Here is a 20,400-nt window from a genome sequence, read left to right as displayed (position 1 = left end):
TCGGTCTCGGCGCTGCTGTCCATCACCCTGCTGGTGCTGCGCAGCGTGCTGCTCTGGGGAGTGCTCGGGCCGGTGCTGGTCGGCCGCTACGCGAAGAACGAATAAACTATGCCGGTGACCTTTGGTAACAGTCCCGAAGTAGACACCGTCGAGCGGGCAGCCACCACCCCCGAACATCCGCAGCCCTACCGTGAGCTCGGTCTCAAGGATGACGAGTACCAGCGCATCCGCGAGATCCTGGGCCGCCGACCCACCGATGCCGAACTGGCCATGTACTCGGTGATGTGGAGCGAGCACTGCTCCTACAAGTCCTCCAAGGTGCACCTGTGCTACTTCGGGGAGACCACCACCGACGAGATGCGGGCCGGGATGCTGGCCGGCATCGGCGAGAACGCCGGCGTCGTCGACATCGGCGACGGCTGGGCCGTCACCTTCAAGGTCGAATCGCACAACCACCCGTCGTACGTGGAGCCCTATCAGGGTGCGGCCACCGGCGTCGGCGGGATCGTCCGCGACATCATGGCGATGGGCGCCCGCCCGGTGGCCGTGATGGATCAGCTGCGGTTCGGGGCGGCCGACGCGCCCGACACCCGACGCGTGCTCGACGGGGTGGTCCGCGGTGTCGGCGGCTACGGGAACTCACTCGGCCTGCCCAACATCGGCGGCGAAACGGTGTTCGACGCGTCGTATGCCGGCAACCCGTTGGTGAACGCGCTGTGCGTCGGTGTGCTCCGCAAGGAGGATCTGCACCTGGCGTTCGCCTCGGGCACCGGTAACAAGATCATCCTGTTCGGCGCCCGCACCGGTCTGGACGGTATCGGCGGTGTGTCGGTGCTGGCATCGGAGACCTTCGGCGGCGACGAGGGATCCGGCCCGGGCCGCAAGAAACTGCCCGCCGTGCAGGTCGGTGACCCGTTCATGGAGAAGGTGCTCATCGAGTGCTGCCTGGAGCTCTACGCGGCCGACCTGGTGGTCGGTATCCAGGACCTCGGTGGTGCCGGATTATCTTGCGCCACATCCGAACTCGCATCGGCCGGAGACGGGGGTATGCGGGTGGAGCTGGAGACGGTGCCCCAGCGCGCCGCGAACATGACCCCGGCCGAGATCCTGTCGAGCGAATCCCAGGAACGCATGTGCGCGGTCGTCACACCGGAGAACGTCGAGGCGTTCCTGGCCGTCTGCCGCAAGTGGGAGGTGCTGGCCACCGTCATCGGGGAGGTCACCGACGGCGACCGCCTCGAGATCACCTGGCACGGTGAGACCGTCGTCGACGTGCCGCCACGCACCGTCGCCCACGAAGGCCCGGTGTACCAGCGGCCGGTCGCGCGCCCCGACACCCAGGACGCGCTGATCGCCGACACCACCGCCGCGCTGCCCCGCCCGGTGACGGGCGATGAGCTGCGCGCCACGTTGCTTGCGATGGTGGGCAGTCCGCACCTGTGCAGCCGGGCGTTCATCACCGAGCAGTACGACCGCTACGTGCGGGGTAACACCGTGCTCGCCGAACACGCCGACGGTGGTGTGCTGCGCATCGACGAGGCCACCGGCCGCGGCGTCGCGGTCTCCACCGACGCCTCCGGGCGCTACACCCAGCTGGACCCGTACACCGGAGCGCAACTCGCGCTGGCGGAGGCCTACCGCAACGTCGCCGTCACCGGCGCGACCCCGGTGGCCGTGACGAACTGCCTGAACTTCGGCTCGCCGGAGGACCCGGGTGTCATGTGGCAGTTCTCGCAGGCGGTGCGGGGGCTCGCCGATGGTTGTGCCGCCCTTGGCATTCCGGTGACCGGCGGCAACGTCAGCTTCTACAACCAGACCGGCAGCACCGCGATCCTGCCCACGCCGGTGGTCGGGGTGCTCGGTGTCATCGATGACGTGACCCGCCGGATCCCCACCGGTCTGGGCGCCGAGCCCGGTGAAACCCTGCTGCTGCTGGGCGACACCCATGACGAGTTCGACGGCTCGATCTGGGCGCAGGTCACCGCCGACCACCTCGGCGGCGTGCCCCCCAAGGTTGATCTGGGCCGCGAGAAACTGCTGTCGGAGGTGCTGACCTCCGCCTCGCGCGACGGACTGATCTCGGCCGCGCACGACCTCAGTGAGGGCGGTCTGATCCAGGCCGTCGTGGAGGCGTCGCTGGCCGGCGAAACCGGTTGCCGGATCATCATTCCCGACGAATTCCTGGAAGGCACGGGTCCGTTCACGTTCCTGTTCTCCGAGTCGTCGGGCCGGGTGCTGGTCGCGGTGCCGCGCACCGAGGAGAGCCGGTTCCGGTCGATGTGTGAGGCGCGTGGCCTGCCGGTGCAGCGCATCGGGGTGGCCGACGAAGGCAGCGACTCGGTGGAGGTGCAGGGTCAGTTCACCGTGACGCTCGACGAACTGCGCAGGACGTCCGAGGGCGTGCTGCCCGGGTTGTTCGGGTGATCGAGCGGACCGGTTACCACCACCCCCTTCTGGTGTGGGCCTGGAGCCTGGTCCGCCTCGATTTCTTCGGCGTCGCGTTCGGTGCACTGTTCTTCTGTCTGTCGCTGACCCCGTCACTGTTGCCGCGGGACTGGCTGTTCGCCGGCCTGATCGGTGGCATCAACTCGGCGATCGGTTACGGCATCGGTGTCGGCGTCGGAAAGCTGCTGTACCGCTTCGGGCTTCGGTACCGATCCTGGTGGCCGCCGTCTCCGCGGGTGACCCGGGTGTTCAAGGCCGTGATCGTGACCGCGTCCGTTGGGTCCGCGTTGCTGATGCTCATCCCGGCCGCGGCGTGGCAGCGGCAGGTGTCGGCGGCGATGGGCATCGCGGGCCCGGGCGCCGCCAGTTACCTGCGCACGCTGCTCATCGCGCTGCTGGTCGGCGCGGCCTGTGTGGGGACCTGGCGAGTGCTCGTCGATGCGGTCAAACTGCTTGCCCGGCTGCTGATCCGGCGCTGGCACCTGCACCACGAGGTGGCGTTCTTCATCGGAACCGCCATCGTCGTGGTGCTGATCATCACCCTCGTCAACGGTGTGCTGTACCGCGGCTTCCTGATCGGCGCGAGCAGCGTCTTCCAGCCGCAGAACTCGACGACACGGGCCGGGGTCAGCCAACCGCTGGAGCCGGAGAGATCTGGCAGCCCCACCTCTTTCGCGTCCTGGGACGGCCTCGGTTACCAGGGGCGCAACTTCGTCGCCGGCGGCCCCGATGCCGGCGAACTCACCCGGGTCAACGGCACCCCGGCTCAGGAACCCATCCGGGTGTACGCCGGTCTGGAGACCGCCGACACCGATGAAGGCCGGCTGGCGGTGCTGCTCAGCGAGCTGGAGCGCACGGATGCCTTCGACCGTAAGCTGCTGGTGATCATCCCGACCACGGGCACCGGATGGATCAATCCGATTGCGGCGCGCGCCATCGAGCTGATGTACAACGGCGACACCGCCCTGGTCGGTATGCAGTATTCGTATCTGCCGAGCTGGATTTCGTTTCTCGGCGACCGGCAGAAGTCGGTGCAGACCGGCCGGATGATGATCGACGCGATCCACGACCGCTGGTCGAAACTGCCGCCGGAGCACCGGCCCAGGCTGGCGTTGTACGGCGAGAGCCTGGGGTCGCTGGCCGGGCAGGGCGCCTTCGGCTGGCTGCCCGATATCGCCGCGATGGACTTCTCCTCGGTGTTGTGGGTCGGGCCCCCGAACGAGAGCGCGCTGTGGAGCGGTCTGGTGCAGCGGCGCGACCCGGGCACCCGCGAGGTCGAACCGCGTTACGACAACGGCCGCACGGTGCGGTTCTCGCAGGCGCAGAATGCGGATGAGATCGCGCGGGTGGCCTCGGCACCGTGGGAGGGCACCCGGGTGCTGTTCCTGCAGCACGCGTCCGACCCGATCGTCTGGTGGTCGCCGAAACTCCTGTTCTCCCGGCCGGATTGGCTGACCGAACCGCCCGGTGCCGATCGCACGGCGTCCATGCGCTGGTATCCGATCGTGACGTTCTGGCAGGTGGGTGCCGATATGACCAACGCGTCCGGGGTGCCCGGCGGACATGGGCACAACTACGGCGACTCGGTGCTGGACGGCTGGGTGGCCGTCGCCGCACCGCAGGGCTGGACTCCGGCGGACACCGAGCGGATCCGCGACGCCTTGCACCACGACGACGCATCCGACCAATACTGATGTCCCACAAAATAATTCGGGCCATTGCGCTGGCGACCGCCGTGGCGGCGGGCAAATCCGCGCTGACCCGTGCGCCCGTGCGCGTCGCGGCGGGTACCGCCCTCGTGACCTGCAGCGGGGCCCGGGTCGGGCTGCGCGGGCCGGCGGTGCGGTCCGGGATGCGCCTGGGCCTGGCCGTGGCCGCCCCGATCGCGGTGGGTACCGCTGTCGCGGCGGCGTTGCCACCGGTGCGGGCCGGTATGGCGGCGCGGCAACTGCCCGCCGATCCGGCGCGCTGGCTGTTGGTGCGTATCCCGGTGGCCACCGTCTGGGCCGAGGAGGCGGCGTTTCGGGGCGGGCTCGGCACCGTCACCGCGGCGGCTTTCGGCCCCCGGACCGGCCGGCTGGTGCAGGCGATCGCGTTCGGCCTCAGCCATATCGGCGACGCCCGGCAGGAGCGCAGCGACTCGGGGGAGGTGCTCGTGTGGGCCACCGTGGTGGCCACGGCCGCCGCCGGATGGGCCTTCGACTGGCTGTATCGCCGCTCGGGCAGCTTGCTGGCACCGATGCTGGCGCACCTGGCCATCAATGAGGCCGGCGCGTTGGCGGCGCTGGTGGTCCAGCGGCGTCATCGCTAGGCGTCGCGGATATCGGGCACCAGGTCGTGCGGTTCGGTGTCCTGATCGTCGATGCCGAAACTGATGATCCGCCGTGGCGTCACCCTGATGATGGCGGAATCCAATGGGTCGCCGGCCGGCCCGGTGCGGGCGGGGACCGTCGCCTGTTCCGCGGTGCCCCGGATCTCCAGGCAGCGCACCCGCCACGGTTCGCGTGAGGCGATGTCATCGACGACGAAGGCGACCTTGTCGTTGCGGGCGAGGTTGCGGAACTTGCGGCTGGACGACATCCGGTAGCCGGCGATGTCGATGGTGCCCAGCTCCGCGTTGTAGGTGAAGCCGACCGGGCTGTTCTGCGGTGTCCCGTCCGGCCCGATGGTCGCCAGGCGACCCAGTTCCGCGTTGTCGAGGAACGCGATCTCGTACGGTGTGAATGCCATGAACCCACGCTAGGAGCTCAATCGAGGTTGAGGTCAACCCTCACGGATTGATGGTGGGCTCGCCCACCTGGCGGCCCCACACGTAGTCGGTGAAGATCGGCGAGCCGAATTCGAAATGGTTGTACGGCGCGATGGACAGGCCGGTGTCCATCACCAGATATGGTGCGGGCCAGAGGTCTTTGGTGATCTTCTGCCAGCAGCCGGGCTTGCCTTCCGGACCGCCGTGGGCGTTCACCCGGGGCAGGTTGTCCGGGTACACGTACGGGTTGGGCAGGCCGAACCCGAATACCGTGCCCGCCGAGTCCAACGAGTAGCCGTTGTCGCCGCCGAACGTCGATGCCATCAGCGGTGCGACGTCGTAGTAGTTCCGGATGGTGCACAGCAGTTGCGGACTGTAGATGTCGAACACCTTCGACGTCGGTATCAGATCCTGGGCGCCGCGCGACAGGAACGGTCCGCCTCGCTCCAGGATGTCGCCGGCGTTGTCGCCGAACCCGACGGCGGCCAGCAGCGCCCGATCGATGGCGCCGCGTTGGTCGTTGAGCGTGGCGGCGGTGCGCACCGCGGCGGCCAGTCCGTCGAACAGGTCGGGGCCGGCGTCGGCGTAGCGATCGGCCAGCATGGCCCACGACCGGGTGTCATGCCCGAACTCATCGGTGCGGGCGATGAAATCCGCGAGGATCGCGTTGCCGTCCTGCAGGGAGTTCCCGAACCTGGCGCCCATCCCGTCCAGCGCCTCCGCGGCCGCGGTCAGCGTCAGGTTCAGCTTCACCGGGTCGACCTGCTCGGAGATGGCCATCACCGTCTCGAACAGGGTGTTGAACTCGGTGCTGACCCACGTTGCGGTGATCTCGCCGTGGGGTGAAATGTGCTGTGGCGAGGGGATTTCCGGTGACCTCAGCGCGATGTACTTGTTGCCGAACACGGTGGTGGCGTTGATATCGGCGGTGACGTTCGACGGGATGAGCGGCAGGTAGCGCGGTTCGATCTGCACCGCCAGCCGGGCATGGGGCGTCCCGTCGACATCGGTGGGGGAGATCGCGCGCACCCGGCCGATCTCCACCCCGTTGAAGGTGATCTTCGATCCCGGATCCACTCCGAGGCCGGCCCGCGGCGACAGCACGGTCAGTTCCACGCGGTAACGGAACTCACCCCGGAACTGCAGAGAGATGACGGCGGCCAGGCCGGTCAACAGTGCCAGCGCGACCGCACCGACCGCCCGATACGGCGGTGCGAAGCGCTCGGCTGCCACATTGCGACACTAATGGGATGGTGGCGCGCCGAACGGCAGATCCGGAACAGACGCGGGCCGCGGTGCTCGCGGTCGCGGACTGGCTGCGCGATGACAGCCGTCCGGCCCCGGAGCGGCCCGTTCTCGCCGCTGCGGTCAGGCTCACCGCGCGCACCCTGGCCGCGCTGGCCCCCGGCGCCAGCGTCGAGGTTCGGGTGCCCCCCTATGTCGCCGTGCAGTGCATCGCCGGCCCCCGGCACACCCGTGGCACCCCACCGAATGTGGTCGAGGCGGATCCGCGCACCTGGCTGCTGCTCGCCACCGGGCTGCTCGATATCGACTCGGCGCCCGGGATGACGATGTCCGGTTCGCGGGCTCGCGAGATCGCCGGCTGGCTGCCCCTGGTCCGGCTGGACGGCTGACGGGTAGCCCGGGGGTGGCGTCGCTCACATATTGCGGCCGGCCCGGGCCGGAATGTCGGTTCGCCCCAGTGATGTTGACGTTTGTACCTGGGTAATCCGCCGTTCGATTCAGCTAATGACGGGGGTTGCCCGTAAACTGTGTTACGTCACCCACAGCCCCTAGGGAGCAGACTGATCGTGACCGCCGAGCAGATCGAGCAGACCGAAGAAGACCCGAGAGAAGAATGTGGCGTCTTCGGCGTCTGGGCTCCCGGCGAAGATGTGGCCAAACTCACCTACTACGGCCTTTATGCGCTACAACACCGTGGCCAGGAGGCGGCCGGTATCGCCGTCGCCGACGGTTCGCAGGTGCTGGTGTTCAAAGATCTGGGTCTGGTCAGTCAGGTGTTCGATGAGCAGACGCTGGCGGCCATGCCTGGCCACGTCGCCGTCGGACACTGCCGCTACTCCACCACCGGCTCCACCACCTGGGAGAACGCCCAGCCGGTGTTCCGCAACACCGCCGCCGGCACCGGTGTCGCCTTGGGGCATAACGGCAATCTGGTCAACACCGCGGAGCTGGCCCGTCAGGCTCGCGAAGCCGGGCTGATCGAGACCCGGGGCGCCCCGGCTGCCACCACCGACTCCGACATCCTCGGCGCACTGCTGGCTCACGGCGCGGCCGATGCCACCCTGGAGCAAGCCGCCCTGGACCTGCTGCCGACCGTGCGCGGTGCCTTCTGCCTGACCTTCATGGACGAGAACACCCTGTACGCGGCGCGCGACCCGCACGGTGTACGCCCGCTGTCGCTGGGCCGGCTGGACCGCGGCTGGGTGGTGGCCTCGGAGACTGCGGCACTGGACATCGTGGGCGCGTCCTTCGTGCGCGATATCGAGCCCGGCGAGCTGCTGGCCATCGACGCCGACGGGGTGCGCTCCACCCGATTCGCGAATCCGACCCCCAAGGGCTGCGTCTTCGAATACGTCTACCTGGCCCGGCCGGACAGTGTGATCGGTGGCCGGTCCGTGCATGCCACCCGCGTCGAGATCGGCCGTCGGTTGGCCGCTGAGAACCCCGTGGAGGGTGACCTGGTGATCGGGGTTCCCGAGTCGGGGATCCCCGCGGCGGTCGGCTATGCGCAGGGTTCGGGTATCCCCTACGGACAGGGCCTGATGAAGAACGCCTACGTGGGGCGCACCTTCATCCAGCCGTCGCAGACCATCCGTCAGCTCGGCATCAGGCTCAAGCTGAACCCACTCAAGGAAGTCATCCGCGGCAAGCGGCTGATCGTCGTCGACGACTCGATCGTGCGCGGTAACACCCAGCGCGCCCTGATCCGGATGCTGCGGGAGGCGGGTGCACTCGAGGTGCACGTCCGGATCGCCTCGCCACCGGTGAAGTGGCCGTGCTTCTACGGAATCGACTTCGCCACCCCGGCCGAGCTGATCGCCAACGGTTCCAGCGGCGACGAGGACGAGATGCTGGAGGACGTGCGCCGGGCCATCGGTGCCGACACCCTCGGCTACATCAGTCAGCAGGGCATGGTCGCCGCCACCGAGCAGCCGTCATCGCGGTTGTGCTCGGCGTGCTTCGACGGGAACTACCCGATCGAGCTCCCGGGCGAGAGCGCCCTGGGCAAGAACGTCATCGAGCACATGTTGGCCAACGCGGCGCGCAGCGGGATCCCGCTGGAGCCGGCCAACGACAACGCCTCCGCGATCAGAAGGCCCTGACGGCTCCGCCGTCGTCCAACACTAGAAACCGCACCCGGGATCCGGCGCATCGGTGGCGGGCGGGGCTCCGGCCGGATCGATATAGACCACCCACATCACCAGCGGGTCCGGACCCAGGTTGCGGCCGTTGTGCACCGGGCCGCTCTCCTCGGTGATCGGCGCTCCGGTCGGGTACACCCCGTCCACCGAGCAGTCCGCCCCGAAGTGGGTGAGCGTCCCCGACTCGATCAGGCCGAACACCCGGCCCTGATGCCAGTGCCAGCCGGTACCGCCGCCTGGGGCGATGGTGATCTCTTTGGTGATGTAGTCGTGTCCGTCCCGGGTGGCCTGCGCCAGGACCTGCGCCTCCACGCCGACTCCGGCGGTGGCGGACGCCGTTGCGGGCAGGCCCGCGGCGCACGCCACGACAGCCCCGGCGGCCAGCGCCGACCAGCGAAATCGGTTCATGAGCGCCCAGAGTGTCATACGTCACCTCGTTGTGTGCGGGCCCGGCAGAGGGCCCGGGCCTTACCAGCGGTGTCGGGGCCGGACCGGGAGCGGTAGCCTTTAGCCTGATGAGTCAGGGTCGCGCCGAACAACACGGCATCTCTTATGCAACGGCCGGGGTGGACATCGAGGCGGGGGATCGCGCCGTCGAGCTGTTCAAACCGTTGGCCAAGAAAGCCACCCGCCCGGAGGTCCGAGGCGGTCTGGGTGGGTTTGCCGGACTGTTCGCGCTGCGCGGCGGGTATCGAGAACCGCTGCTGGCCTCGTCGACAGACGGCGTCGGCACCAAGCTGGCCATCGCGCAAGCGATGGACAAGCACGACACGGTCGGGCTGGACCTGGTGGCGATGGTCGTCGACGACCTCGTCGTCTGCGGGGCCGAGCCGCTGTTCCTGCAGGACTACATCGCCGTCGGACGCACGGTCCCCGAGCGGGTCAGCGCCATCGTGTCCGGTATCGCCGACGGTTGTGTCCTGGCCGGCTGCGCGCTGCTGGGCGGGGAGACCGCCGAGCACCCCGGACTGATGGAGCCCGACCACTACGACATCTCGGCGACCGGTGTCGGCGTCGTGGAAGCCGACGACCTGCTAGGGCCGGAACTGGTCAGGCCCGGCGATGTGATCATCGCCATGGCGTCCACCGGCCTGCACTCCAACGGCTACTCGTTGGCCCGCAAGGTGCTGCTGGAGATCGACCGGATGGATCTGGCCGGCCATGTCGAGGAGTTCGGTCGCACACTCGGCGAGGAACTGCTCGAACCCACCTACATCTACGCCAAGGACTGCCTGGCCCTGGCATCGGAGACCCAGGTCCGGACCTTCTGCCACGTCACCGGTGGCGGGCTGGCGGGCAACCTCGAACGGGTCATCCCGAACGGACTGGTCGCCGAGCTGGACCGTGGCACCTGGACGCCCGCGCCGGTCTTCGGCATGATCGCCCAGCGCGGTCGCGTGGAGCGTGCCGAAATGGAGAAGACGTTCAACATGGGCGTCGGCATGGTCGCCATCGTCGCGCCGGAGGACACCGACCGCGCACTGGCGATTCTCACCGCACGTCATCTGAACTGCTGGACGCTGGGCACCGTTGCCAAGAGCGGCAAGGGTGAGGCCCGCGCACACCTCGTCGGTCAGCATCCGCGGTTCTGACGGAAGTCAGAACCGCGGGGCTACACCTCTGCGTGAGTCAGCGCCGCCAGTCGTCTTCGTCGGCGTGTTGATCGGCGAAGCCGTCACTGCCCCCGAAGTCGTTCTCAGACTCGGCATGTGACAGCTCACGCTGCAACCTGTCGAAGTCGGTTTGTGGCGAGCTGTACTTGAGGTCGCGTGCGACCTTCGTCTGCTTCGCCTTCGCCCGGCCGCGGCCCATGGGGGACCCCCTCGCGCAATAACGGAGCGGCCCAACGTGCAGGCGGCTCCGATCTGTGTGTCGTTATTGTCCTGCGGCCACTTTACCGTGCCGCGCGGCGCCGCGCTGGTAGGCCCTGCCTGTCACAGGTCGTCGGCGCGGCCCGAGCAGTTCAACGGTCACCGCCGCGCAGCCGCTGCAGCGCGATTCGGCCCGCGCCGACGTGGTCATCGGCGGCCACCGAATCCGGATCGATCACCGCGGCCACGGCCACCTCCCCGCCGGTGCTCAGCTGCGTATCGGCCGGGATGCCCCGCTTGACCAGCGCCAATGCGATGGGACCGTCGTCGACGTGATCCACCACGGTGCCCAGCCGCCCGACCGGCCGGCCGCCGGCGGTCAGCGGGTCCCCGGTCGAGGGCCGGTCTTCGGAGCCGTCCAGCTGCACCAGCACCAGAGCGCGCGGCGGTTTGCCCAGGTTGTGGACTCGGGCGACGGTCTCCTGGCCGCGGTAGCAGCCCTTGTCCAGATGCACGGCGCCCTCACCGGGACCGCCGATCCAACCGACCTCGTGCGGGATGGTCCGCTCATCGGTGTCCAGCCCCAACCGTGGGCGCAGGGCGGCCACCCGGTGGGCCTCATAGGCCCAGATTCCGGCTGGCCGGACCCCGGCCGCCGCGAGGGTGCGCTGCCGGTCGCCGACCGTGTCACGCGGCACCACCAGGTCGTATTCGCCCGGGTAGACGCCGCGCAGGAAGCCGCCACCGGGCAGCCCGACCGCCGTCCAGGCGTCGGGCAGGGCGTCGACGCCGAGCGCGGCCAGGACCTCGGGCGTGGCCAGTGCCGGTCCGAGCAGGGAGAGGACCGCCAGATCAACGGGTTCGACCACCACGTCGGCCCAGAACACCATCTTGCGCAGATAAGCGAGCAGCGGTTCGCCGCGCCACGGCTCGGTGTCCAAAATGGTGACACCGTCGAGTTGGGTCTGCAGCCAGTGATCTTCCACACGGCCCTGCCCGTCCAGGCTGAGGTTCTGCACGACGGTGCCGTCGGTCAGGTCGCTGACGTGCTGGCTGGAGATGGTGTGCAGCCAGGAGCGCCGTTCGCCGCCGGTGAGTGCGAGCACCGCCCGGTGCGAGCGGTCGACCACCACGGCACCGTCGGCGGCGGCGCGCTGCTCGCCGAAGGGATCGCCGTAGTGCCAGACGGCGCCGGCGTCGGGACCGTGTTCAGGGGCGGGAACTGCAGACATGTCCCAAGCCTACGGCGCAGCGGTCACTAGGCTCTGGCGTCATGCCCGCCGGTCTCGTCGTGACGCTCGACGGTGACGTGCGCGGTCTCGACGAGCCGTTGGTGCGGGTCACCGACCCGGTGCTGACCCACGGCGACGGGGTCTTCGAGACCACCCTGGTGCACGGGGGACGGGCCTGTCTGCTGGAAGCGCATCTGAGCCGGTTGGCCGACTCCGCACGTATCGCGGCGCTGCCGGCCGTCGACCTCGCGCTGTTTCGCGCGGCGGCGTCGACGGCGGTCTCGCGGTGGGCCGGGGACGCGGTGCTGCGGTTGGTGTATGGCCGTGGCGCGGCCTTCGCGGCGATATCACCGGTGCCGGACCGGGTGGCCGCGGCCCGCCGCGACGGGGTGGCTGCGGTGACGCTGGACCGTGGACCGAACGATCCCCTGCACGCAGCGAAGTCGTTGTCCTACGCCGGTAACGCCGCGGCGCTACGGGAGGCTGCCCGTCGCGGCGCCGGCGACGCGATCTATGTCGGCGCCGGCGGGCTGGTGCTGGAGGGCCCGCGTTCGTCGGTGGTGATCGCTGAGGGCGAAACCCTGGTCAGCCCGCCGGCCACGCCGGCGATCCTGCCCGGCACCACCGTGCGCGCGTTGTTCCGGACCGCGCCGCGGGTCGTGTACCGTCCGCTGACCGTCGCCGATCTTTTTGCAGCGCAAGGTGTTTGGCTGCTCTCGGCGGTGACGTTGGCCGCGCGTGTGCACACCCTCGACGGTGTCGCCCTGCCGCCGGCGCCGCTCGCGGCGCAGCTGGCCGAGTGGGTGGACACCGCGGTCGGCCGCGAATCCTGACGAAATTCGGTTGTCGGGTCCGCGGGGCGCGAGTACTTTCGTCGGTACACAGGGAAGGAGGTGGTCCGACACATTGATTGGCATACGGACAAGTGAGGTGGCTGCTCGCTAGCAGCTGCAGGCGCGAGGAATCCACCTGCGAGCGCTGGCGAATTCCAAGCAGCCACCCGGCCCCCGAGCCCTTGGTTTTGTCCCACCAAGAACTACGGCTCGGGGGCCGCCCCATGTCTGGACTACTTCGGGGGTGCAGGGGCGAGCGACGCGCACGCCTCGTTGGCCTTATCCCACGTGCCCTGGTCGACACCCGGGGGTGCCGGCGGCGTCTTACCCGCGCCGGGCTCGGGTGCGCCCGAGGGCGGCGGACCGCTCGGCGGTGTCATCCCGGGCGGCGGGGTCATTCCGGCGGGCGGACCGCCCTCCGGAGGAGCGGGTACACCGTGCTCTGTCATACAGGCGGTGAAAGCGTCGTGACCGTCGGGTGCGGCCGCCGCCGACGTCGATTCCGACGTCGCGCTCGAGGAGGTGGATGCCGTCGCCGAAGTCGTTGATTCCGTTGACGTTCCACCTGACGAACAACCGACCACGCCGGCGATCAAGGCCGCACCGGTGAGGCCCAGCGCCGCGGTGCGTAGTGCTGTCAGAGCCATGAATTCTCCGTTCTCGAATTGACGGAGACGACGGTATGGGCCGTTGCTAGGCGAGCGATGTAGCCAGCCTGGGCGTAGGTTATGCGCGCAGCGCGGCTATCCGACGAAGCGGCTCAGGCGCGCCGACAGGTGCGGTACCAGCCCGCCGTCGGCGTCGACCCGTTCCTCGACATAGGCCAGATCGCCGTCGTCGACGATGCCGTACAGCCGCTTGGCCCCGCCGACGAGCATGCCGGACTTGCTGCGGGCCAGGGCGTCGGTGGCCAGTTCCCAGGAGGACTGGTTGCGCGGGCGTCCGTAGAACAGTTCGACGTAGCCGGCGGAATGGGCCAGCAGCAGCTCGATGGCCTGCGTCTCGGACGGATCGGCGGGATCGTCCACGAAACGCCAGAATCCCGACTCGCGGAACCCGGTCGACTCGAACTCGCCGTCCGTGCCGAGCCGCCAGGAGCGGCTGTCCCAGTTCAGGTAGTCACCGCCGTCGTGGGAGACGATGATCTGCTGGCCGAAACGGTAGTCACCGTGGGTGTCGCGGCCCTCGCCCTCGCCGCGCCACACGCCGACGAGCGGCAGGAGCGCCAACAGCGCGGGGTTGAGGTCGGCGCCTTCCCGGAGGTTCGCGGTATCCGCCGGAAGGGGCAGATCGTCGAACGTCGGGATGTTGCGGGCCGCGGTGATCCTGGCCCGCTCCGCAGCTGCGGCTACGGCACGGTCGCCCGACCCCGGCTCGACGGCGTCGTCGTTGCTCACGCCTCGTCGGTGATCAGGCGGTACAGCGCGTAGAGCGCAAACCAGGTGATGACGACCACGGCCGCCACGAGCATGAATTCGAAGAAGAGAACCACGTCAGGAGTCTAACTGCCGGAAGCCGCTGCGCTCGAACCGGAGGTCCGAGCGCAGCGGCGACTCGATCGGCGTCAGGCGAATTTGTACGGCCCGACTTCTCATCGGCTCATACCTCGCCTCGATCGGCGTCAGGCGAATTTGTACGGCCTGACTTCTCATCGGCTCGTACCTCGCCTCGATCGGCGTCAGGCGACCTTGATGTCGACTTCGTGGATTCCGGCGCCGGACGGCGTCACACTGGCGTCGCCGTTGCCCGCGGGCGACAGCGCGCGCACGGTCCACGTGCCCGGTGCGGCGAAGAAGCGGAAATCGCCGGTCGCCGACGCCACCACCTCAGCGGTGAACTCGTCCGAGCTGTCCAGCAGCCGCACGAACGCGCCGCCGACGGTCTGGCCCGATCCGTCCACCACACGACCCGTGATGACGGTTTCCTTCTCCAGGTCGACGCCTGCCGGCAGCGTCACACCTTGTTTCGGTGCAGAGCACATATCAACTTCCCAACTCGATCGGGGCGCCCACCAGGGAGCCGTATTCCGTCCAACTGCCGTCGTAGTTCTTGACGTTCTGGTGACCCAGCAGCTCCTGCAGCACGAACCAGGTGTGCGAGGAACGCTCGCCGATGCGGCAGTAGGCGATGGTCTCCTTCTCGCCGTCCAGGCCGGCCGCCGCGTAGAGCTTGGCCAGGTCCTCATCGGACTTGAAGGTGCCGTCCTCGTTGGCCGCCTTGCTCCAGGGCACGTTGATGGCGCCGGGGATGTGGCCGGGGCGCTGGCTCTGTTCCTGCGGCAGATGCGCGGGCGCGAGGATCTTGCCGGAGAACTCGTCGGGGGAGCGCACATCGACGAGGTTCTTCTCGCCGATCGCCGCGATGACCTCGTCGCGGAACGCGCGGATGTCGTTGTTCGGCGCCGCGGCGGTGTACGAAGTGGCGGGACGGGTGGGTACCTCGGTCACCAGGGGGCGCCCGTCGAGCTCCCACTTCTTGCGCCCACCGTCGAGCAGCTTGACGTCGTTGTGGCCGTACAGCTTGAAGTACCAGTAGGCGTACGCGGCGAACCAGTTGTTGTTGCCGCCGTACAGGATCACGGTGTCGTCGTTGCTGATTCCCTTGTCGGACAACAGCTTCGAGAACTGTTGCTGGTCGACGAAGTCGCGCTTGACCTGGTCCTGCAGCTCGGTCTTCCAGTCCAGCCGGACGGCGCCGGCGATGTGACCGCCTTCGTAGGCCGACGTGTCTTCGTCGACCTCGACGAAGACGGTGTTCGGCGCGTCGAGATTGCTCTCGGCCCAGTCGGTGGAGACCAGGACGTCGGAGCGTGCCATGGAGTGATTCCTTTCGGTTATCGGCTTGTGGCGGGAGTTGCACGTCGCAGGCGAGCGACGAACGGGTAGATCTGGCAGCCCAGGCAGATGCCGAAGGCCGCGTTCAGGAACGCCGCGAACAGGGCGAGCGCGGTGGCGATGAGGCCGAGCAGCGGCCCGCCGAGCGCCGCCTGGAAAGCGAAGCCGACGGTGCCGACGACGGCGAAGATGAAGCCGACCAACTGGGCGAACTTCAGCGGCGGCACCGGTTCCTTCTCGGTGACCGGGCCCAGCTGCGGTGCGATGAGCGCGGCGAACACCCGGCCGTAAGGGTGCTGACGGGGGCCCCGTACCGCGCCGATGGCGAAGACCACGGCCTGCAGGGCGAGGATGATCGTCGCGGCGGGCACGCTGATCGCAGACACCAGCAGCGTGCCGATGAGCACGCCGGTGGTGACCCAGGCGACGAAGCGGGGACCGCGGATATCGACCTGGTCGAGGCCCTGACTCGTGACGATGCTGGTGGTAGTGGACATATCTGTGCTCCTGTTGCTGGGCTGGGGTTGGGGCTGAAGGGGCACATTCCGGCCTGGTGGCCTGGCCCCGAGCGCGGCGCAGAGAGAAGCGCGGCTACTCAGCAGCTACAACAACAACAGCAACAACCCGCGACGCGGCACAGATCGACTGCGCGGCGCTTGGTGAGCAGCAGCTCAAGGCGGGCGGACACGTCGCACACAATACCTGTTGACCCTGCGGTCAAGCCAATAGTGGCTCCAGGGCCGAGCGCAGGTCAGCGGCCTTGGGAACCCCGGTTGCGCGGAAGCGTTGCCGGCCCTGGGCATCGAAGATGAAGGTCGTCGGCAGTGACAGCACCGAAAGGCGCCGGGCGGCGGCCGGATTGGCGTCCATATCGATCTCGACGTGCGCCACTGCGGGGAGTTCGCCGCACACCTGGCTGACCACGCGGCGCACGGCGGCGCACGGCCCGCACCACACGGCGGTGAAATGCACGATCGTGGGTCCGGTGCCGGACAGCCCGAGATCGGAGGTGTCGACATCCTCGGTGGGGGCGTCCTCGGCCGCGGCGCGCAGCATGCCGGCCCGCAGTGTCACCAGGCGCCCGACGATGTAACCGAGACCCAGCACGGCGATCACCACGACGATCACCAGGGCCATCGAACTGTTCATGACTGTCTGAACCCGTCGAGTGTGATGGTTACTCCCTCGGTGATGCCTTCCACAATGATGTCGGATCCGCGGACTCCGGCCGAGGTGGGCGTCAGACCGAAGGGCAGCTTCTGACCGGGCACCTGCGAGGTGAAGGCCGCCAGCACCGCTGCGGTGTGGTCCTGCGGTACGGCCTGATCGGCGGTGCCGGGTCCGGTGAGCACGTTGGTCGGGGTGAACACCAGGGTGGTCTGGTTCGGGCCGTCGAGAGTGAGATCGACCGAGACGCTGACCCGCTTGTCGAAACCGGCGGCGGCCGGCGTGCCGGTGAACACCAGACCGTCGCCGCTGGAGATGCCCGACTCCGTGGTGTTGTCGGTGGCGTCGTTGGACTCCCGCGGTGGGGCTTCGACCTGCAGGTCCTTGATGCCCATGACATCCCCGACGTGCCTGGAGTCGATGATGATCCGGCTTTCCAGTTTGCCCACCGGCAGGGTGGCGTCCGGACCGATCAGCCAGGACGAGTCGCGCAGGTCTACGCCGTGCAGCGTGGCTTCCAGCGAAACCTTGCCCGTGATCGCCTGGTCTACGCCGGTGGCCCGGATCTCCACCTCCTTATAACGGTGGTGGGCCGCCTGGGCGATGAACGGGAAGCTCAGGATGCTGGCCCACGGATCGAAGGGCAGGTGGGCGGCGGTGCGAACGCTGCGGGCCAAGCGGTATTCGGCGTAGATCGCCGCGCCGAAGTCGACGGCGACGGCTCCCAGCACCAGCGTGGTGAGAGTCGCGATGAGACCGGCGAGCAGTTTGCGCACCCGGTCATTCTGGCGTACCCGCCGGGGTCCGGAGTTGGCGGCGCTCCGTTCAACTCAGCTAATCAGCAGGTAGCACGCTATCGTTAGGGCATCGTCGGTCGTAACGACCACGTGTCAGCCATGAATCTGGAAGATGACCTTCGACAACGTTGTCCTGGGAATCCTCCGGGGCGCCGGAGGGCCTTTTGGAGCTTTTGCTACTCACCGTAGACCCGAATCCTGAGTCCGTGCTGCCGTCATTGTCCCTTCTGGCACACAACGTTCGCTCCGCACCGACTGAGGTTTCGTCCCTGCTGGAGGCGAGTACCGCCGACGTCGCGATCGTCGACGCGCGCACCGATCTGGCGGCGGCCCGGGGGCTGTGCCGACTGCTGGGCACTACCGGAACATCGATCCCGGTGGTGGCCGTGGTGAACGAGGGCGGTCTGGTGGCGGTCAACGTCGAGTGGGGCCTGGACGAGATTCTGCTGCCCGGCACGGGACCCGCGGAGATCGACGCACGACTGCGGTTGCTGGTCGGCCGCCGCGGCGGCGTGTCCGATCAGGAGAGCATGGGCAAGGTCACCCTCGGTGAGCTCGTCATCGACGAAGGCACCTACACCGCGCGGTTGCGTGGCCGGCCGCTCGACCTCACCTATAAGGAGTTCGAGCTGCTCAAGTACCTCGCGCAGCACGCCGGGCGGGTCTTCACCCGGGCCCAGCTGCTGCAGGAGGTGTGGGGTTACGACTTCTTCGGTGGCACCCGCACGGTGGACGTGCATGTGCGGCGGTTGCGGGCCAAGCTCGGTCCCGAGTACGAATCGCTGATCGGCACCGTGCGCAATGTCGGATACAAAGCGGTGCGTCCCGCCCGAGGCCGCGCGCCGGCACCCGAAGCGGACGACGACGAAGACGTGTTCGACGACGACGATTTCGGTTCGGCGTCCGAGGCGTTCGATCCGCTGCACAGTCAGTGATCTCGTGGCAGACCGGACTGCCGGTACCCGAACAGCAACGCATCGCGGCCCTGATCGACGCGGCCACCGCCCACGACGGCGTCGCGCCGGTCGGTGATCAGGTGTTGCGCGAGCTTCCGCGCGACGACACCCGCCACCTGCTCGCCCTCGACGGCGGAGAATTGGTCGGCTACCTCAACCTGGCTCCCGCCATGGCCGAGCTGGTGGTGCACCCGCGGGCCCGGCGGCGCGGTATCGGGTCCGCGCTGGCGCGCACCGGTCTGGCCGAGTCCGCGGACGACCTCCGGATCTGGGCACACGGCAATCTGGAACCGGCTCGCGCGCTGGCCGCCGCGCTGAAGCTGGTGCCGAAGCGGGAGCTGCTCCAGATGCGCCGCGGCCTGGCCGACCTGCCTGCGCTTCCGGCGGTGGACGGCCTACGGACTTACGCCGGACCGTCCGACGACGCGGAGCTGCTGCGCGTGAACAACGCCGCGTTCTCCTGGCATCCGGAGCAGGGCGGGTGGACCGAGGCCGATATCGCCGAGCGTCGCGGCGAGAGCTGGTTCGACCCGGCCGGGCTGTTCATGGTGTTCGAGGGCTCCGGCGGGCTGCAGCGCAGCGACTCGGGGGCGGGTTTCCGGCTGCTGGGTTTCCACTGGACGAAAATCCATTCCACGCCCGGGGAGGACCTGCACCACCGAGGTTTGGGCGAGGTCTATGTGGTGGGTGTCGACCCGGCCGCGCAGGGCCGCGGGTTGGGCGCGGTGCTGACGCTGGTGGGCCTGCACCACCTGGCCCAGCGGCTGGGTCCGGGTGCCGAGGTGACCCTCTATGTGGAGGGGGACAACACCGCGGCGGTGAAGACCTACCGGCGCCTGGGTTTCACGGTGTTCAGCACCGATGTGGCCTACGGAATCTAGGCTGCGCGGGCTGCTCGATGGCCTTTCTCAGCATCCTGTGAACCCCTTGGACCTATTCACCTTCCGTTCACTTTCCATCCGTTAAGAGTCCACTACCACCGCATACGTTGCCGGAGAGCCTGAAGCCGTCAACCGAAAGTGGGATAAGTGAAGCTCAATCGCTTTGGCAAGGTCCTCGGTACCCCCTTGATGCTGGGCGTGTCCGTGACAACAATCGCCGCCCTGTCGCTCACCGCGTGCGGTAGCGATAACAACTCCGGCAGCTCCTCCTCTTCTTCGGCCGCCTCCGGCAGCTCGGCCGCCTCCGCCGCCGACTGCGCCGGCAAGAACAGCCTGACCGCCGAGGGCTCGACCGCCCAGCAGAACGCGATCGCCGAGTTCAACAAGGTGTGGGGCCAGGTCTGTTCGGGCAAGACCCTGGCGTACAACCCGACCGGCTCCGGCGCGGGTGTGGATCAGTTCATCGCCAAGCAGGTCGACTTCGCCGGCTCCGACTCGGCGCTCAAAGACGATCAGGTCACCAAGGCCAAGGAGCGTTGCGGTGGCAACGACGCCTGGAACCTGCCGCTGGTGTTCGGCCCCGTCGCGCTGGCCTACAGCATCGAGGGTGTCGACAACCTCGTCGTGAACCCCGAGGTGCTCGCCAAGATCTTCCAGGGCGAGATCAAGAAGTGGAACGACCCGGCCATCGCCGCGCTGAACTCGGGTACCACGCTGCCCGACACGGACATCAAGCCGATCTACCGCTCGGATTCCTCGGGCACCACCGACAACTTCCAGAAGTACCTGGCCGCCGCCGCGCCGCAGGCGTGGACCAAGGGTGCGGGCAAGGAGTTCCAGGGTGGCGCCGGCGAGGGTGCGCAGAAGTCCTCCGGTGTCGTGCAGGCCATTCAGGCCACCCCCGGCTCGATCGGCTACGTCGAGAAGAGCCCGGCCATGGCAGCCAACCTGCACACCGCGCAGATCGACAGTGGCGCCGGTGCTGTGGCGCTCACCGATGAGTCCACCGCGAAGGCCGTCGACGCCGCCAAGTTCAAGGGCGAGGGCAAGGATCTGACCCTGGATCTGAACGCGCTGTACGCCTCCAAGGACGCCGGCGTCTACCCGCTGATGCTGGCCACCTACGAGATCGTCTGCTCGAAGGGTTACGACGCCGACACCGCGGCGGCCGTCAAGTCCTTCCTCACGGTGTCGGCCAACCAGGGCCAGGCCAGCCTGTCCCAGGCCGGGTACGTCGCCCTCCCGGACAGCTTCAAGCAGCGCCTGCTGGCCTCCGTTTCGGCGATCTCCTGACGGCTGGCGCGTAACC

General features: G+C 68.5%; 23 protein-coding genes. 10 read left to right on the top strand and 13 right to left on the bottom strand.

What is annotated here, in order from left to right; translation table 11 throughout:
* Positions 1–114: 114 nt before the first annotated feature.
* The 3 genes from purL to FHU31_RS23480 are packed head-to-tail and all read left to right on the top strand — an operon-like array spanning position 115 to position 4,756.
* On the top strand, positions 115–2,424 hold the full coding sequence (purL, locus tag FHU31_RS23490; protein ID WP_337789563.1) for a phosphoribosylformylglycinamidine synthase subunit PurL: 2,310 nt from the start codon (positions 115–117) through the stop codon (positions 2,422–2,424).
* Positions 2,421–4,139 carry an alpha/beta hydrolase gene (locus tag FHU31_RS23485; protein WP_167163098.1) on the top strand — a complete coding sequence of 573 codons (1,719 nt, stop codon included), beginning with the start codon at positions 2,421–2,423 and terminating at the stop codon, positions 4,137–4,139. Before purL ends, FHU31_RS23485 begins: the two co-directional genes overlap by 4 nt.
* Positions 4,139–4,756: an Rv0804 family intramembrane glutamic endopeptidase gene (locus FHU31_RS23480; protein ID WP_167163096.1), complete on the top strand. Its 618-nt coding sequence runs from the start codon at positions 4,139–4,141 to the stop codon at positions 4,754–4,756. Before FHU31_RS23485 ends, FHU31_RS23480 begins: the two co-directional genes overlap by 1 nt.
* On the opposite strand, the gene FHU31_RS23475 is transcribed toward FHU31_RS23480, so the two are convergent.
* Together FHU31_RS23475 and FHU31_RS23470 are read right to left on the bottom strand one after the other, a co-directional pair.
* Complete coding sequence (locus tag FHU31_RS23475; protein ID WP_167163094.1) at positions 4,753–5,175, bottom strand: PPOX class F420-dependent oxidoreductase; 423 nt, start codon at positions 5,173–5,175, stop codon at positions 4,753–4,755. The genes FHU31_RS23480 and FHU31_RS23475 overlap by 4 nt on opposite strands.
* Positions 5,176–5,215: 40 nt before the next feature.
* The gene (locus tag FHU31_RS23470; protein WP_167163092.1) at positions 5,216–6,427 is read right to left on the bottom strand and encodes an MCE family protein; all 1,212 of its coding nucleotides are present in this window, start codon (positions 6,425–6,427) and stop codon (positions 5,216–5,218) included.
* Between the two features lie 17 nt (positions 6,428–6,444).
* Between FHU31_RS23470 and FHU31_RS23465 the strand changes: the two genes are divergently transcribed.
* Together FHU31_RS23465 and purF are read left to right on the top strand one after the other, a co-directional pair.
* Entirely contained in the window at positions 6,445–6,828 is a 384-nt protein-coding gene (locus tag FHU31_RS23465) for a sterol carrier family protein (RefSeq protein WP_167163091.1), read from the top strand.
* 177 nt (positions 6,829–7,005) lie between these two features.
* A complete protein-coding gene (gene purF, locus FHU31_RS23460) occupies positions 7,006–8,541 on the top strand; it encodes an amidophosphoribosyltransferase (RefSeq protein WP_090354453.1) in 1,536 nt (511 codons plus the stop codon).
* 21 nt (positions 8,542–8,562) lie between these two features.
* Here purF and FHU31_RS23455 read toward each other — a convergent pair whose 3' ends face one another.
* Positions 8,563–8,988 carry a cupin domain-containing protein gene (locus tag FHU31_RS23455; protein ID WP_167163089.1) on the bottom strand — a complete coding sequence of 142 codons (426 nt, stop codon included), beginning with the start codon at positions 8,986–8,988 and terminating at the stop codon, positions 8,563–8,565.
* Between the two features lie 107 nt (positions 8,989–9,095).
* Between FHU31_RS23455 and purM the strand changes: the two genes are divergently transcribed.
* A complete protein-coding gene (gene purM / locus FHU31_RS23450) occupies positions 9,096–10,172 on the top strand; it encodes a phosphoribosylformylglycinamidine cyclo-ligase (protein ID WP_090354455.1) in 1,077 nt (358 codons plus the stop codon).
* A gap of 37 nt (positions 10,173–10,209) precedes the next feature.
* Here the strand turns inward: purM and FHU31_RS23445 are convergent, their stop codons facing one another.
* On the bottom strand, positions 10,210–10,392 hold the full coding sequence (locus tag FHU31_RS23445) for a DUF3073 domain-containing protein (RefSeq protein WP_090354456.1): 183 nt from the start codon (positions 10,390–10,392) through the stop codon (positions 10,210–10,212).
* A gap of 151 nt (positions 10,393–10,543) precedes the next feature.
* Complete coding sequence (ygfZ, locus tag FHU31_RS23440) at positions 10,544–11,623, bottom strand: CAF17-like 4Fe-4S cluster assembly/insertion protein YgfZ (RefSeq protein WP_167163087.1); 1,080 nt, start codon at positions 11,621–11,623, stop codon at positions 10,544–10,546.
* Positions 11,624–11,664: 41 nt separating this feature from the next.
* On the opposite strand from ygfZ, the gene FHU31_RS23435 reads away from it, so the two are divergent.
* Positions 11,665–12,456: an aminotransferase class IV gene (locus FHU31_RS23435; RefSeq protein WP_167163085.1), complete on the top strand. Its 792-nt coding sequence runs from the start codon at positions 11,665–11,667 to the stop codon at positions 12,454–12,456.
* A 233-nt stretch (positions 12,457–12,689) separates the two neighbouring features.
* On the opposite strand, the gene FHU31_RS23430 is transcribed toward FHU31_RS23435, so the two are convergent.
* From FHU31_RS23430 to lmeA, 8 genes are all read right to left on the bottom strand, one after another.
* Complete coding sequence (locus FHU31_RS23430) at positions 12,690–13,103, bottom strand: hypothetical protein (protein ID WP_167163083.1); 414 nt, start codon at positions 13,101–13,103, stop codon at positions 12,690–12,692.
* A gap of 96 nt (positions 13,104–13,199) precedes the next feature.
* On the bottom strand, positions 13,200–13,853 hold the full coding sequence (locus FHU31_RS23425) for a heme-binding beta-barrel domain-containing protein (RefSeq protein ID WP_090354463.1): 654 nt from the start codon (positions 13,851–13,853) through the stop codon (positions 13,200–13,202).
* Between the two features lie 281 nt (positions 13,854–14,134).
* Positions 14,135–14,437, bottom strand: a complete 303-nt coding sequence (locus tag FHU31_RS23420) for a DUF1416 domain-containing protein (RefSeq protein ID WP_062655781.1) — start codon at positions 14,435–14,437, stop codon at positions 14,135–14,137.
* 1 nt (position 14,438) lies between these two features.
* Positions 14,439–15,272 carry a sulfurtransferase gene (locus tag FHU31_RS23415; protein ID WP_090354465.1) on the bottom strand — a complete coding sequence of 278 codons (834 nt, stop codon included), beginning with the start codon at positions 15,270–15,272 and terminating at the stop codon, positions 14,439–14,441.
* A 17-nt stretch (positions 15,273–15,289) separates the two neighbouring features.
* On the bottom strand, positions 15,290–15,787 hold the full coding sequence (locus FHU31_RS23410; protein WP_167163081.1) for a DUF4395 domain-containing protein: 498 nt from the start codon (positions 15,785–15,787) through the stop codon (positions 15,290–15,292).
* 98 nt (positions 15,788–15,885) lie between these two features.
* Complete coding sequence (locus FHU31_RS32220; protein ID WP_353961945.1) at positions 15,886–15,978, bottom strand: Ms5788A family Cys-rich leader peptide; 93 nt, start codon at positions 15,976–15,978, stop codon at positions 15,886–15,888.
* 29 nt (positions 15,979–16,007) lie between these two features.
* Complete coding sequence (locus tag FHU31_RS23405) at positions 16,008–16,439, bottom strand: thioredoxin family protein (RefSeq protein WP_167163079.1); 432 nt, start codon at positions 16,437–16,439, stop codon at positions 16,008–16,010.
* Positions 16,436–17,233, bottom strand: a complete 798-nt coding sequence (gene lmeA, locus FHU31_RS23400; RefSeq protein WP_167163077.1) for a mannan chain length control protein LmeA — start codon at positions 17,231–17,233, stop codon at positions 16,436–16,438. The genes FHU31_RS23405 and lmeA overlap by 4 nt, the downstream gene beginning before the upstream one ends.
* A gap of 185 nt (positions 17,234–17,418) precedes the next feature.
* Between lmeA and FHU31_RS23395 the strand changes: the two genes are divergently transcribed.
* From FHU31_RS23395 to pstS, 3 genes are all read left to right on the top strand, one after another.
* Positions 17,419–18,189 (top strand): winged helix-turn-helix transcriptional regulator, encoded by a 771-nt coding sequence (locus FHU31_RS23395; RefSeq protein WP_167163075.1) that lies wholly within the window; start codon positions 17,419–17,421, stop codon positions 18,187–18,189.
* The gene (mshD, locus tag FHU31_RS23390) at positions 18,186–19,091 is read left to right on the top strand and encodes a mycothiol synthase (protein WP_167163073.1); all 906 of its coding nucleotides are present in this window, start codon (positions 18,186–18,188) and stop codon (positions 19,089–19,091) included. The genes FHU31_RS23395 and mshD overlap by 4 nt, the downstream gene beginning before the upstream one ends.
* Positions 19,092–19,238: 147 nt before the next feature.
* Positions 19,239–20,384 carry a phosphate ABC transporter substrate-binding protein PstS gene (gene pstS, locus FHU31_RS23385; RefSeq protein WP_167163071.1) on the top strand — a complete coding sequence of 382 codons (1,146 nt, stop codon included), beginning with the start codon at positions 19,239–19,241 and terminating at the stop codon, positions 20,382–20,384.
* Positions 20,385–20,400 lie beyond the last annotated feature (16 nt).

The organism is Mycolicibacterium fluoranthenivorans, from assembly GCF_011758805.1.
In the GTDB taxonomy this organism is placed as follows: Bacteria; Actinomycetota; Actinomycetes; order Mycobacteriales; family Mycobacteriaceae; genus Mycobacterium; species Mycobacterium fluoranthenivorans.
This window is presented reverse-complemented; position numbering and strand designations above follow the sequence as displayed.

Excerpts from the sequence above, each read along its gene's own strand:
- purM (WP_090354455.1), top strand. The coding sequence starts at position 9,096 with ATGAGTCAGGGTCGCGCCGAACAACACGGCATCTCTTATGCAACGGCC.
- FHU31_RS23445 (WP_090354456.1), bottom strand. The coding sequence starts at position 10,392 with ATGGGCCGCGGCCGGGCGAAGGCGAAGCAGACGAAGGTCGCACGCGAC.
- FHU31_RS23430 (WP_167163083.1), bottom strand. The coding sequence starts at position 13,103 with ATGGCTCTGACAGCACTACGCACCGCGGCGCTGGGCCTCACCGGTGCG.
- FHU31_RS23420 (WP_062655781.1), bottom strand. The coding sequence starts at position 14,437 with ATGTGCTCTGCACCGAAACAAGGTGTGACGCTGCCGGCAGGCGTCGAC.
- FHU31_RS23410 (WP_167163081.1), bottom strand. The coding sequence starts at position 15,787 with ATGTCCACTACCACCAGCATCGTCACGAGTCAGGGCCTCGACCAGGTC.
- FHU31_RS23435 (WP_167163085.1), top strand. The coding sequence starts at position 11,665 with ATGCCCGCCGGTCTCGTCGTGACGCTCGACGGTGACGTGCGCGGTCTC.
- FHU31_RS23465 (WP_167163091.1), top strand. The coding sequence starts at position 6,445 with ATGGTGGCGCGCCGAACGGCAGATCCGGAACAGACGCGGGCCGCGGTG.
- FHU31_RS23455 (WP_167163089.1), bottom strand. The coding sequence starts at position 8,988 with ATGAACCGATTTCGCTGGTCGGCGCTGGCCGCCGGGGCTGTCGTGGCG.
- FHU31_RS23405 (WP_167163079.1), bottom strand. The coding sequence starts at position 16,439 with ATGAACAGTTCGATGGCCCTGGTGATCGTCGTGGTGATCGCCGTGCTG.
- FHU31_RS23480 (WP_167163096.1), top strand. The coding sequence starts at position 4,139 with ATGTCCCACAAAATAATTCGGGCCATTGCGCTGGCGACCGCCGTGGCG.
- FHU31_RS23415 (WP_090354465.1), bottom strand. The coding sequence starts at position 15,272 with ATGGCACGCTCCGACGTCCTGGTCTCCACCGACTGGGCCGAGAGCAAT.
- ygfZ (WP_167163087.1), bottom strand. The coding sequence starts at position 11,623 with ATGTCTGCAGTTCCCGCCCCTGAACACGGTCCCGACGCCGGCGCCGTC.
- FHU31_RS23475 (WP_167163094.1), bottom strand. The coding sequence starts at position 5,175 with ATGGCATTCACACCGTACGAGATCGCGTTCCTCGACAACGCGGAACTG.